This window comes from Pseudomonas sp. JV245A, from assembly GCF_032424515.1.
Taxonomy (GTDB): Bacteria; Pseudomonadota; Gammaproteobacteria; order Pseudomonadales; family Pseudomonadaceae; genus Aquipseudomonas; species Aquipseudomonas protegens.
Map to the genome: position 1 here is coordinate 19,649 of NZ_VYKE01000061.1, position 12,669 is coordinate 32,317.

Sequence of the window (12,669 nt, forward strand, 5' to 3'; positions counted from 1 at the left end):
CGGAACTTACTTCCAGCCAATGTCGTCATCTATTCGTTATTCCATCAGTTCAGACGCATTGACGCGCTTGGCCCAGGCCATCGCGGTAGCTGTGTCAGCGACTCTTGCGGGCTGCCAAAGCACCGGCCATGCCCCGCAGAGCGACGCGACACACACACAGAATTTCAACGCCCGCATCAAGCAGAAACCCATCTGGCTGAGCAACCAGCCCAGCCCGCAAGTACCCCAGGACGTCTGGGAACGCATGCGCCAGGGGTTCCAATTGCAAGAAGGCCTGGGCGTCAACCCGCGTATTGAACAGCAGCGCCTGTGGTTCGCCAGCAACCCTTCCTTCCTGGAAAATGCCGGCGAGCGCGGCAGCCTTTATATCCACTACATCGTCGAGCGTCTCGAAGAGCGCAACATGCCGCTGGAACTGGCCCTGCTGCCGGTCATCGAAAGCGCCTACAACCCCCTGGCCTATTCCCGGGCCGATGCGGTGGGGCTGTGGCAGTTCGTCCCGGCCACCGGGCGCTACTTCAACCTGCGCCAGACCCGCTTCTACGATGGCCGCCGCGACATCACCGCGTCCACCACCGCGGCCATGGACTACCTGAGCCGCCTGCACGACATGTTCAACGGCGACTGGCTGCTGGCACTGGCCGCCTACAACGCCGGTGAAGGCACGGTGAGCCGGGCCATCGAGCGCAATGAAAAGCTCGGCCTGCCCACCGACTACTGGAACCTGCCGCTGCCGGCCGAGACCCAGGCCTATGTGCCCAAGCTGCTGGCCCTGTCCCAGGTGGTGCTGGCCCCGCAGGCCTACGGCGTGAACCTCAACCCGATCGCCAACGAACCCTACTTCCAGGTGGTGGAGATCAACCAGCGCATGGACCTGTCCAAGGTCGCGGCGGTGGCCAACATCGACGAGGACGAGCTGTTCCAGCTCAACCCGGCGTTCAAGCAGCGCACCACCATCGACGGCCCCCAGCACCTGCTGGTGCCGACTTCCAAGGCACAGTTGCTGACCACCAGCCTGTCCACCATGAAACCCGAAGAACTGATCAGCAAGCGCTCCCTCAAACCGGTCTTCGACCGCGACGAAGGGCGTGATTCGCTGCGGGCCAAGCGCATCTACCGGGTCAAGAATGGCGACAACCTGACCCTCATTGCCAAGGCCAACAAGGTCGACGTCCAGGACCTGCAGCGCTGGAACAAGCTCAGCGGCAAGAACCTCAAGGTCGGCCAGACGCTGGTGATGCAGGACACCCGCAAGGTGGCCAGCAAGAAAACCAGCCTGGCCAGCAACAAGAAGAAGTCGACTCAGTACAAGGTCAAGCAGGGCGACTCGCTGTACATGGTGGCCAAGCGCTTCAATGTCGAGATGCAGCACCTCAAGCGCTGGAACCCCCGCGCGGCCCAGGCCCTCAAGCCCGGCCAGATGCTGACGGTGTACCTGCCGCACTGAAATCTCCCCTGTAGGAGCCGGCTTGCCGGCGAACAGCCTTCGCCGGCAAGCCGGCTCCTACAGGAAATTTCAATTGCACGAAGCGCGCGCCAGCGAGCTTTTTCCTGCTGATACAAGCTGTTACTGTACGGAGCACAAAGCCCAAGCCGCCTGGATCGGATCTCTGTCTCGATGCGTCCCCTGCTCCTGCTCTTCATCAGCCTGGCCTTGAGCTTTCCCGCAAGCGCGACGATCACCGAAAGTCACGGTTACGCGCAGTTTGGCACGCTCAAATACCCGGCAAAGTTCACCCATTTCGATTGGGTCAACCCCGCTGCGCCCAAAGGCGGCACCTTGCGGGTCATGGCCTTTGGCACCTTCGACACCCTCAACCCCTACACCTTCAAGGGCACCAGCCCGGTCGCCACGCCGAATTTCCTGCAATACGGGGTCAACGAACTCAACGAACCCTTGATGGTGGGCACCGGCCTGTATGCGCCTTCCGGTGATGAGCCGACTTCCAGCTACGGCCTGATCGCCCGCTCGGTGGAATACGCCGAGGACCGCAGTTGGGTGGTGTTCAACCTGCGCCCCGAAGCACGCTTTCACGATGGCAAGCCGATCACCGCCTACGATGTGGCGTTCTCCTATCGCCTGTTGCTCAAGGAAGGCCACCCGCAATACCGCACCAACCTGCAGGAAGTGCAGCGGGTGGATATCCTCGGCCCGCAGCGCATCCGCTTCGTGTTCAAGCGTGCCGGCAACCCCTTGCTGATCCTGCGCCTGGGCGAACTGCCGGTGCTGCCCCAGCATTACTGGAAGGATCGCGACTTCAAGGCCACTACCTTCACCCCGCCCCTGGGCAGCGGCCCGTACCGCATCACCCAGGTACAGCCCGGGCGCCAACTGGTGTTCGAACGGGTCAAGGACTACTGGGGCAAGGACCTGCCAGTCAACCGCGGCTTCAACAACTTCGACCGGGTCGAAGTGGAGTTCTACCGGGACAGCGACGTGGCCTTCGAAGCCTTCAAGGCCGGCGAGTTCGACATCTATATCGAGCACCAGGCCAAGAACTGGGCCAACGGCTACAACTTCCCGGCGGTCAACCGCGGTGAGGTGATCAAGGCCCAGGTGGCGCACCAGATCCCGACCCAGACCCAGGGCCTGTTCATGAACACCCGCCGCGCCACTTTCGCCGACGTGCGGGTGCGCGAGGCGCTGGGCATGATGTTCGACTTCGAGTGGACCAACCGCACCCTGTTCAGCGGCGCCTACCAGCGCGCCCTGAGCTACTACCCCAACAGCGAGTTCTCCGCCACCGGGGTACCGCAGGGCCATGAATGGCTGCTGCTCTCGCCCTACCGCGAGCAATTGCCCGCCAGCCTGTTCAGCCAGGCCTTCAGCCTGCCGCGCACCGACGGCCGCGGCATCCCGCGGGACACCCTGCGCAAGGCCCTGGGACTGCTCGGCGAGGCGGGCTGGAAGCTCAATGGCCAGCGACTGCAGAACAGTGCCGGGCAGCCGCTGCGCTTCGAGCTGATGCTGGTCAATCCCAACCTGGAACGGATTCTCCAGCCCTACGTGGAGAACCTCGCGAGCATCGGCATCGACGCCCGCCTGCGCACCGTGGACCGGGCGCAATACAAGCAGCGCCTGGACCAGTTCGACTACGACATGATCCTCATGACCCTCAACCAGACCCTGAGCCCGGGCCTGGAGCAATGGCAGTACTTCCACTCCAGCCAGGTCTCGGTCAAGGGCAGCAAGAACTACGCAGGCATCAACAACCCGGTGGTCGATCACCTGCTGGAACAGCTGCTGGCCGCCCAGACCCGCGACGACCAACTGGCCGCGGGCCGGGCCCTGGATCGGGTGCTGCTGTGGCAGCACTACATGATTCCCAACTGGTACCTCAACTATCACCGCCTGGCCTACCGTAACCGGTTCGCCTTCGTCACCACGCCGCCCTATACCCTGGGCCTCGGCGCCTGGTGGCTGAAGTCCATGGAGAACGCCCAATGATGCCCCTGCGTGCCCTGCTCCTGCGCACCAGCGGCCTGTTGTTCAGCGCCATCGCCTGCTATGCCCAGGCTGCGCCGCAACACGCCGTGACCCTGTACAACGAAGCGCCGAAATACCCGGCGAACTTCCAGCACTTCGACTTCGTCAATCCCGACGCGCCCAAGGGCGGCACCTTCCGCATGGCCGGCTTCGGCAGCTTCGACAGCCTCAACCCGTTCATCAGCAAGGGCGTGCCGGAGCTGAACATCGGCCTGGTCTACGACACCCTGATGGCCCAGAGCCTGGATGAGCCGTTCACCGAGTACGGCCTGGTGGCCAGCAAGATCGAGAAGGCCCCGGACAACAGCTGGGTGCGCTTCTATCTGCGCCCCGAGGCGCGCTTCAACGACGGCCAGCCGATCCACGCCGAAGACGTGGTGTTCAGCTTCCAGACCCTGATGAGCGCCGGCTCGCCGCTGTACCGCGGCTACTACGCTGACGTCGACCAGGTGATCGCCGAAGACCCGCAGCGGGTGCTGTTCAAGTTCAAGCACACCAACAACCGCGAGCTGCCGCTGATCCTCGGCCAGCTGACGATCCTGCCCAAGCACTGGTGGCAAAGCCGCGACTTTGCCAAGAGCAACCTGGAGATTCCCCTGGGCAGCGGCCCTTACAAGGTCACCGAGGTCAAGGCCGGGCGCTCGATCCGCTACGAGCGGGTCAAGGACTATTGGGCCAAGGACCTGCCGGTCAACCGCGGCTTCTACAATTTCGACGTGATCACCAGCGACTACTACCGCGACAACACCGTGGCCCTGGAAGCGCTCAAGGCCGGCCAGTTCGACTACTGGCTGGAAATGAGCGCGAAGAACTGGGCCAACGCCTACAACATTCCGGCCGTGGCCCAGGGCCGCCTGATCAAGGAGCAGATCGCCAACGGCAACCCCACCGGCATGCAGGGTTTTGTCTTCAACACCCGCCGGCCGATGTTCCAGGACGTGCGGGTGCGTCACGCGCTGAGCCTGCTGCTGGACTTCGAGTGGAGCAACAAGCAGCTGTTCAACGGTGCCTACACCCGCACCCGCAGCTACTTCGAGAACTCGGAAATGGCCGCCACCGGCCTGCCGGGGCCCGAGGAACTGGCCATCCTCGAACCGCTGCGGGGCAAGATCCCCCCGCAGGTATTCGACCAGGCCTTCTCCCCTTCGGTGTGCGACGGCAGCGGGATGATCCGCGCCCAGCAGCGCCAGGCCTACCAGCTGTTGCAGGAAGCCGGCTGGCGCATCGTCGACGACAAGATGGTCGACGCCCAGGGCAAGCCGGTGGTGATCGAGTTCCTGCTGGCCCAGACCGAGTTCGAGCGCGTGCTGCTGCCGTTCAAGCGTAACCTGGCCGACCTGGGCATCGACCTGGTGATCCGCCGGGTCGACGTGTCCCAGTACATCACCCGGGTGCGCTCGCGGGACTTCGACATGATCGTCGGCAGCTTCCCCCAGTCCAACTCCCCGGGTAACGAGCAACGCGAGTTCTGGATGTCCTCCAGCGCCGACAAGGCCGGCAGCCGCAACTACATCGGCCTCAAGGACCCGGCCATCGACAGCCTGGTGGAAAACCTGATCAACGCCGATTCCCGCGCCAGCCTGGTGGCCCACGCCAAGGCCCTGGACCGGGTCCTGCAATGGGGCTACTACGTGATTCCCAACTGGCACATCAAGACCTGGCGCGTGGCCTACTGGGACCATATCGGCCACCCCAAGGTCGCGCCCAAGTACGACATCGGCGTCAACACCTGGTGGATCAAGCCCGGCGCCAAGCCGGCCGTTGAACCGACCCCGGACAACCAGGCGGCCCCGGCCGAAGCGGTGTACTGACCATGCTGGCCTATATCTTTCGCCGCCTGCTGCTGATCATCCCCACGCTGCTGGGCATCCTGCTGATCAACTTCGTGATCATCCAGGCCGCACCCGGCGGCCCGGTGGAGCAGATGATCGCCAAGCTCGAAGGCTTCGACGGCGCCACCAGCCGCATCGCCGGCGGCGGCGCCGAAGTCTCGGTGGCCGGTTCCAGCTACCGCGGCGCCCAGGGCCTGGACCCGGCGCTGATCAAGGAAATCGAGCACATGTACGGCTTCGACAAGTCGGCGCCGGAACGCTTGTGGATCATGATCAAGAACTACGCCACCCTGGATTTCGGCAACAGCTTCTTCCGTGACGCCAAGGTGGTGGACCTGATCAAGGAGAAGATGCCGGTGTCCATCTCCCTCGGGTTGTGGAGCACCCTGATCATGTACCTGGTGTCGATCCCCCTGGGGATCGCCAAGGCCACCCGCCACGGCAGCCACTTCGATGTCTGGACCAGTTCGGCGATCATCGTCGGCTACGCGATCCCGGCCTTCCTGTTCGCCATCCTGCTGATCGTGGTGTTCGCCGGCGGCAGCTATTTCAACTGGTTCCCCCTGCGCGGCCTGACCTCCAACGACTTCGACCAGTTGAGCTGGGGCGGCAAGATCCTCGACTACTTCTGGCACCTGGCGCTGCCGGTCACCGCCCTGGTGATCGGCCACTTCGCCACCATGACCCTGCTGACCAAGAACAGCTTCCTCGACGAGATCAACAAGCAGTACGTGGTCACCGCCAAGGCCAAGGGCCTGACCCAGCGCCGGGTGCTCTACGGCCATGTGTTCCGCAACGCCATGCTGCTGGTGATCGCCGGCTTCCCCTCGGCCTTCATCGGCATCTTCTTCACCGGCTCCCTGCTGGTGGAAGTGATCTTCTCCCTCGACGGCCTGGGCCTGATGAGCTTCGAGGCAGCGATCAACCGCGACTACCCGGTGGTGTTCGGCACCCTGTTCATCTTCACCCTGCTGGGGCTGGTGGTGAAACTGATCGGCGACCTGACCTACACCCTGGTCGACCCTCGCATCGACTTCGACAGCCGGGAGCATTGAGATGAACCTGTCCCCCCTCAATCGCCGGCGCTTCGAGCGCTTCAAGGCCAACAAGCGCGGCTGGTGGTCGCTGTGGCTGTTCCTGGTGCTGTTCGTCCTCAGCCTGGGCGCCGAGCTGATCGCCAACGACAAGCCGCTGGTGGTGCACTACGAAGGCGGCTGGTACTTCCCGGCCCTCAAGCGCTACCCGGAAACCACCTTCGGCGGCGAATTCCCCCTGGAAGCCAACTACAAGAGCCCCTACATCCGCGAACTGCTGGCGCAGAAGGATGCCTGGGTACTCTGGGCACCGATCCCCTTCAGCTACCAGAGCATCAACTACGACCTGCGGGTGCCGGCCCCGGCGCCGCCCTCGGCGGACAACCTGCTGGGCACCGACGACCAGGGCCGCGACGTGCTGGCCCGGGTCATCTACGGGTTCCGGGTGTCGGTGCTGTTCGCCCTGACCCTGACCATTCTCAGCTCCATCATCGGCGTCATCGCCGGCGCCCTGCAGGGCTTCTACGGCGGCTGGGTGGACCTGGTGGGCCAGCGCTTCCTGGAGATCTGGTCCGGCCTGCCGGTGCTCTACCTGCTGATCATCCTCGCCAGCTTCGTGCAGCCCAATTTCTGGTGGCTGCTGGGGATCATGCTGCTGTTCTCCTGGATGAGCCTGGTGGACGTGGTGCGGGCCGAGTTCCTGCGCGGGCGCAACCTGGAGTACGTGCGCGCGGCCCGGGCCCTGGGCATGCAGAACGGCGCCATCATGTTCCGCCACATCCTGCCCAACGCCATGGTCTCCACCATGACCTTCATGCCCTTTATCCTCACCGGCGCCATCGGCACCCTCACCGCCCTGGACTTCCTCGGTTTCGGCCTGCCGCCGGGGGCGCCATCCCTCGGCGAGCTGGTGGCCCAGGGCAAGTCCAACCTGCAGGCGCCCTGGCTGGGCATGAGCGCCTTCGCCGTGCTGGCGATCATGCTCAGCCTGCTGGTGTTCATCGGCGAATCCGCCCGCGATGCCTTCGACCCGAGGAAATGACATGACCCAGGACAACCTGATCGAAGTCCGCGACCTGGCGGTGGAGTTCGTCACCGGCGCGCACCGCCAGCGGGTGGTGCAAGGCGTCAGCTTCGACATCAAGCGCGGCGAGACCCTGGCCCTGGTGGGCGAAAGCGGCTCGGGCAAATCGGTCACCGCCCACTCCATCCTGCGGCTGCTGCCCTACCCTCTGGCGCACCACCCCAGCGGCACCATCCAGTATGCCGGGCACGACCTGCTGACCCTGAAAGAGAAGACCATCCGCCATATCCGCGGCAACCGCATCGCGATGATCTTCCAGGAGCCCATGACCTCGCTGAACCCGCTGCACAGCATCGAGAAGCAGATCAACGAAGTGCTGGGCATCCACAAGGGCCTGACCGGCAAGGTCGCCACCCGGCGCACCCTGGAACTGCTGGAGCTGGTGGGCATCCCCGAACCGCACAAGCGTCTCAAGGCCCTGCCCCACGAGCTGTCCGGCGGCCAGCGGCAACGGGTGATGATCGCCATGGCCCTGGCCAACGAGCCGGAACTGCTGATCGCCGACGAGCCCACCACGGCCCTGGATGTCACCGTGCAGCTGAAGATCCTCGAGCTGCTCAAGGAACTGCAGGCGCGCCTGGGCATGGCGCTGCTGCTGATCAGCCACGACCTGAACCTGGTGCGGCGCATTGCCCACCGGGTCTGTGTCATGCAGAAGGGCTGCATCGTCGAACAGGCATCCTGCGAAGATCTGTTTCGCGCGCCGCAGCATCCCTACACCCGGGAACTGCTGGCCGCAGAACCCAGCGGCCTGCCGGCGGCCAACGAGATTGGCCCGCCGCTGCTGGAGGTTAACAACCTCAAGGTCTGGTTCCCGATCAAGAAAGGCCTGCTGCGCAGCACCGTGGATCACGTCAAGGCAGTGGACGGCATCCACTTCAGCCTGCCCCAGGGCCAGACCCTGGGCATCGTTGGGGAAAGCGGCTCGGGCAAGTCGACCCTGGGCCTGGCGATCCTGCGCCTGATTGCCAGCCAGGGCGGCATTCGCTTCGAGGGCCAGCAACTGGACAGCCTGACCCAGCAACAGGTTCGGCCGCTGCGGCGGGAAATGCAGGTGGTGTTCCAGGATCCTTTCGGCAGCCTCAGCCCGCGCATGAGCGTGAGCCAGATCGTCGGCGAGGGCCTGTGCATCCACAAGATAGGCAGTGAACAGGAGCAGGAGCAGGCCATCATCGAAGCCCTCAAGGAGGTCGGCCTGGACCCGGACACGCGGCACCGCTACCCCCATGAGTTCTCCGGCGGGCAGCGCCAGCGCATCGCCATCGCCCGGGCCCTGGTGCTCAAGCCGCGGCTGATCCTGCTGGACGAACCGACCTCGGCCCTGGACCGCACGGTGCAGCGCCAGGTGGTGGAACTGCTGCGCACACTGCAAAGCAAGTACAACCTGACCTACCTGTTCATCAGCCACGACCTGGCGGTGGTCAAGGCCCTGAGCCACCAGTTGATGGTGATCAAGCACGGCCAGGTGGTGGAACAGGGGGACGCCGGGGGCATCTTCGACGCCCCGCAACACCCTTACACACGGCAACTGCTGGAAGCCGCCTTCCTGGCTCCGGCAAGCGCCGAATAACCTGAAACAGGAGTAGCAACATATGGGTTTTCTCGCTGGGAAGCGTGTCCTGATCGTCGGTGTCGCCAGCAAGCTGTCGATCGCCTCCGGCATCGCTGCCGCCATGCATCGTGAAGGCGCCGAGCTGGCCTTCACTTATCAGAACGAAAAACTCAAGGGCCGGGTCGAGGAATTCGCCACAGGCTGGGGCTCCAGCGCCGAGCTGTGTTTCCCTTGCGATGTGGCCAGTGACGAGCAGATCGCCCAGGTCTTCACCGAACTGGGCAAGCACTGGGACGGCCTGGACTGCATCGTCCACTCCGTGGGCTTCGCTCCCGGCGACCAGCTCGAAGGCGACTTCACCGATGCCACCACCCGCGAGGGCTTTCGCATTGCCCACGACATCAGCGCCTACAGCTTCGTGGCCCTGGCCAAGGCCGGTCGGGAAATGATGAAGGGCCGCAACGGCAGCCTGCTGACCCTGTCCTACCTGGGCGCCGAACGCACCATGCCCAACTACAACGTGATGGGCATGGCCAAGGCCTCCCTGGAAGCCGGCGTGCGCTACCTGGCCGGCTCCCTGGGCCCGGAAGGCACTCGGGTCAACGCCGTTTCCGCCGGGCCGATCCGCACCCTGGCGGCCTCAGGCATCAAGAACTTCCGCAAGATGCTGGCGGCCAACGAGGCGCAAACCCCGCTACGGCGCAACGTCACCATCGAAGAAGTCGGCAACGCCGGCGCCTTCCTCTGCTCGGACCTGGCCTCGGGCATCAGCGGCGAGATCATGTACGTGGACGGGGGTTTCAACACCACCGCCATGGGCAACCTCGACGAGTGATCTGCGGCGGTGGCGAGGGGGCTTGCGCCCTCGCCACCCTGCCCCTTCCTGCTCATTGGAAAGGCCAAACATGAAGCTGTGCTATCTGTTGCTCGTGTTTTTTCTAGCCGGCTGCGACAACACCCAAGATACCGCCTCGAATAAAACCCGGAGCAGCGTCGCACGCCTGCACATCCCCCTGGGCACACCGGTTGCCGAGTTCCTGGAAAAGAGCCCGGTGAGCTTTACCGCCGACTGCCTGGATGCGGTCCACCTATGTTGGTATGAGGCGGATCGTCAGGGAGCACTCCTTGACCTGAGCCTGGCCCAGCCCGAGGGCACGCTTGAACTGGATCAGGTAGCCGGGCTGCTGATTGCCGTTGATGGCAATACCTCAAACACCATCCAGGCATTGAACATCGACCTTCGCGGGCTGCCGGACAACAGCACTCACAAGGCCAACAAGGCGCTTGTCTATAACCTTCTCAGGACGTTGAAGAACGCTGGATGGCAAAAATACTACTTCCCTTCCGACCCCCGAATAGCCGCTGGCGAGTTGCACAAGCTGGACTGGAAGGAAAGCCTCCTGGGTACCCAGCCACTCAGCCACCCGCTGTTCGATGCCAACCATGAGATGAGCCTTGAGCAGTGGCTGGGCAACAACATGTTCTATGACTGGTATCTCTATCACGGCAACTACATTGCGCATGTCCGAGCCCTGCGCTACGACTCGAAAAGCGCCCCCCTGCAAAGCGCTGTCTACTTGATAAGCCTGAACCTGATGTCCCTGGACACGTTCTGGACCCGCGACTTTGCAGAGGCACAAAGAGCCCAATGGAGAACCCTGTTCCCTGCGCATTTGAAAGAACGGCTGCAACGTCGCTCAGAAGTTGAAAGCCGAGCCAGGGCGGCCGGGGTCGACATCGAGGAAAGCTATAGCCCACCGCTGATGGAGCGCGGCCAATAGCGCCCTGCCACTGACGCCCTTCCCTGCCCCGCGTCACCGGGCAGGGCTTGGCGGCAGCAACCCTCAGCGAGCCCGCTTGCTCGCCTGCTTGTGCAGGTACATGGCCTTGTCGGCGTCCGCCAGCAACGCCTCGATGTCGGGATGGCGTTCGGCGTCGTATTCGATCTGGCCGACGCTGAAGCGGATGTCATAACCCCGCTTCAAGGTGGCATTGCGCTCGTCGAGAATCTCCCGCAGGCGCGCCATGATCGCCGAAGTCTCGATATGGTCGGCAGCGGTCAGCAGGGCCACGAACTCATCGCCCCCCAGGCGGCCGATCACATCGCTCTCGCGAAAGGCGATGCGCAGCACGTCGGCGAAGGTCTTCAGGGCGCCGTCGCCTTCGGCATGGCCGTAGGTGTCATTGATCTGCTTGAAGTCGTTGAGGTCGAAGAACAGCAGGGTCGCCGGTTTTTCCAGGCGCTTGCACACCCCCAGGGCATGCCGGGCCAGGGCCTCGAAGCCGCGGCGATTGGACAGCAGGGTCAGCTCGTCCATGCTGGCCATCTGCACCGCCGCCAGTTCCTGCTCGGCCATGCGCGCCAGGTCCCGTAGCAGTGCCCGATCCTCGTCGTCCAGGTCGCGGGGCTTGATGTCGATCAGGCACAGAGTGCCGAGCTTGCTGCCATTGGTGACCGTCAGCGGGCAACCGGCATAGAAGCGGATGCCCGGCGCGCCCACCACCAGCGGGTTGTCGTGGAAGCGTTCGTCCAGGCCGGCGTCGGGCACGGTGAGGATCTGGTCACCGAGGATCGCGTGGCCACAGAAGGAAATGTCCCGCGAGGTTTCGCTGACGTCGAGCCCCACGCAGGACTTGAACCATTGCCGGTCGGCATCCACCAGGCTGACCAGGGCAATGGGCACGTTGAACAGACGCTTGGCCAGCCGGGTCAGGCGGTCGAAACGCTCCTCCGGGGAGGTGTCGAGCACATTCAGCTCCCGCAGGGTCTGGATTCTCAAGGCCTCATTGTTGGGTTTGCTGGGATACAACATCGCTGACTCCATTCGCGGCTAAGATTCCAAGCGTAGTCCAGAATAACGACGGCTTATCATCTAAAGCGGCGCGGCAGGAGCCAGTGGGCAGGTGGCCCTCACAACCGGGGGGCCAACAGAATCCTCCCGTAGCCAGCCACGAACACGGCAAACGCCAGGCCCGCCAGCAGCGCTGAAAGACCCAGCCCCAGGCTGCTGAACGGCACCAGCAGGACCCGGCACAGGGCCGCCAGAAACAGCAGCGCAAAGCCACCGGCCATGGCCCGCGAAGCCTGCAGGGGCCGGCCACTGTGGCCGAGGCTGACCCGCGCCACCATGCCCAGCACCAGCCCGCCCAGGCCACCCACCGCCAGGGCATGGGTCACCAGGCTCTGGGGTATCGACCAGCCCAGGTGCCAGAGGGCCATGCCCAGGGTTGCCAGGGCCAGCCACCCGTAGGCCAGGTACAGCGACCAGAGCAGCGGCACCCGCCACAGCCCCGGCCGGTGCCAGCGCCACAAGCGCCAGCCTTGCAGCCCCGCCAGCAGGGCGAACAGCGGCGCCAGCCACCCGCGGGGAGCGTCACCGCCGCCCAGGGCCATGGACAACGCGGCCAGCAGGCTGCCCACCAGCAACACCCGGGTCGGCCAGGGCGATGTCGGCGCCTGGGGGGGCAGTTGCAGCCCGCGCTGGATGAAGAAGGGAATCACCCGGCCGCCGATCACCGTCATCAGGGTCGCCACCAGCCACAAGGCGCCCAGTTCGCCGCGCCGCTGCCAGCTGTCCTGGTGTTCCAACAGGCCCCACAGGGTCAGCCCCTGAAACAGCGCCAGCAGCCCCAGGACCAGGACCATGGGGTAGTTCTCGCGCTTGCCGGCGCACCACAGC

At 64.4% G+C, this 12,669-nt stretch carries 10 protein-coding genes; 8 read left to right on the forward strand and 2 right to left on the reverse strand.

Annotated features, from left to right (window positions below; all coding sequences use genetic code 11):
• The first annotated feature begins 19 nt into the window (after positions 1 to 19).
• The 8 genes from F6S12_RS17570 (at position 20) to F6S12_RS17605 (ending at position 10,770) form a co-directional block, all read left to right on the forward strand.
• Positions 20 to 1,447, forward strand: a complete 1,428-nt coding sequence (locus F6S12_RS17570) for a transglycosylase SLT domain-containing protein (RefSeq protein WP_011061582.1) — start codon at positions 20 to 22, stop codon at positions 1,445 to 1,447.
• 171 nt (positions 1,448 to 1,618) lie between these two features.
• Positions 1,619 to 3,448: an extracellular solute-binding protein gene (locus F6S12_RS17575; protein WP_011061583.1), complete on the forward strand. Its 1,830-nt coding sequence runs from the start codon at positions 1,619 to 1,621 to the stop codon at positions 3,446 to 3,448.
• On the forward strand, positions 3,445 to 5,298 hold the full coding sequence (locus F6S12_RS17580) for an extracellular solute-binding protein (protein ID WP_174395871.1): 1,854 nt from the start codon (positions 3,445 to 3,447) through the stop codon (positions 5,296 to 5,298). The genes F6S12_RS17575 and F6S12_RS17580 overlap by 4 nt, the downstream gene beginning before the upstream one ends.
• A gap of 2 nt (positions 5,299 to 5,300) precedes the next feature.
• A complete protein-coding gene (locus F6S12_RS17585; protein ID WP_011061585.1) occupies positions 5,301 to 6,374 on the forward strand; it encodes a microcin C ABC transporter permease YejB in 1,074 nt (357 codons plus the stop codon).
• 1 nt (position 6,375) lies between these two features.
• Positions 6,376 to 7,395: an ABC transporter permease gene (locus F6S12_RS17590; protein WP_011061586.1), complete on the forward strand. Its 1,020-nt coding sequence runs from the start codon at positions 6,376 to 6,378 to the stop codon at positions 7,393 to 7,395.
• Between the two features lies 1 nt (position 7,396).
• On the forward strand, positions 7,397 to 9,007 hold the full coding sequence (locus tag F6S12_RS17595) for an ABC transporter ATP-binding protein (protein ID WP_315869147.1): 1,611 nt from the start codon (positions 7,397 to 7,399) through the stop codon (positions 9,005 to 9,007).
• A gap of 22 nt (positions 9,008 to 9,029) precedes the next feature.
• Positions 9,030 to 9,824: an enoyl-ACP reductase FabI gene (fabI, locus tag F6S12_RS17600; RefSeq protein WP_315869148.1), complete on the forward strand. Its 795-nt coding sequence runs from the start codon at positions 9,030 to 9,032 to the stop codon at positions 9,822 to 9,824.
• A gap of 70 nt (positions 9,825 to 9,894) precedes the next feature.
• The gene (locus F6S12_RS17605) at positions 9,895 to 10,770 is read left to right on the forward strand and encodes a hypothetical protein (RefSeq protein ID WP_315869149.1); all 876 of its coding nucleotides are present in this window, start codon (positions 9,895 to 9,897) and stop codon (positions 10,768 to 10,770) included.
• Positions 10,771 to 10,833: 63 nt separating this feature from the next.
• On the opposite strand, the gene F6S12_RS17610 is transcribed toward F6S12_RS17605, so the two are convergent.
• Both F6S12_RS17610 and F6S12_RS17615 read right to left on the reverse strand, forming a co-directional pair.
• Positions 10,834 to 11,802: a sensor domain-containing diguanylate cyclase gene (locus tag F6S12_RS17610; protein WP_019095501.1), complete on the reverse strand. Its 969-nt coding sequence runs from the start codon at positions 11,800 to 11,802 to the stop codon at positions 10,834 to 10,836.
• A gap of 98 nt (positions 11,803 to 11,900) precedes the next feature.
• On the reverse strand, positions 11,901 to 12,669 hold a 769-nt coding region (locus F6S12_RS17615; protein ID WP_315869150.1), incomplete at its 5' end, for an NnrS family protein.

Bases quoted from the DNA above. Each gene is read 5' to 3' on its own strand.
- F6S12_RS17585 (WP_011061585.1), top strand. From the start codon at position 5,301: ATGCTGGCCTATATCTTTCGCCGCCTGCTGCTGATCATCCCCACGCTG.
- F6S12_RS17580 (WP_174395871.1), top strand. From the start codon at position 3,445: ATGATGCCCCTGCGTGCCCTGCTCCTGCGCACCAGCGGCCTGTTGTTC.
- F6S12_RS17570 (WP_011061582.1), top strand. From the start codon at position 20: ATGTCGTCATCTATTCGTTATTCCATCAGTTCAGACGCATTGACGCGC.
- fabI (WP_315869148.1), top strand. From the start codon at position 9,030: ATGGGTTTTCTCGCTGGGAAGCGTGTCCTGATCGTCGGTGTCGCCAGC.
- F6S12_RS17590 (WP_011061586.1), top strand. From the start codon at position 6,376: ATGAACCTGTCCCCCCTCAATCGCCGGCGCTTCGAGCGCTTCAAGGCC.
- F6S12_RS17605 (WP_315869149.1), top strand. From the start codon at position 9,895: ATGAAGCTGTGCTATCTGTTGCTCGTGTTTTTTCTAGCCGGCTGCGAC.
- F6S12_RS17575 (WP_011061583.1), top strand. From the start codon at position 1,619: ATGCGTCCCCTGCTCCTGCTCTTCATCAGCCTGGCCTTGAGCTTTCCC.
- F6S12_RS17610 (WP_019095501.1), bottom strand. From the start codon at position 11,802: ATGTTGTATCCCAGCAAACCCAACAATGAGGCCTTGAGAATCCAGACC.
- F6S12_RS17595 (WP_315869147.1), top strand. From the start codon at position 7,397: ATGACCCAGGACAACCTGATCGAAGTCCGCGACCTGGCGGTGGAGTTC.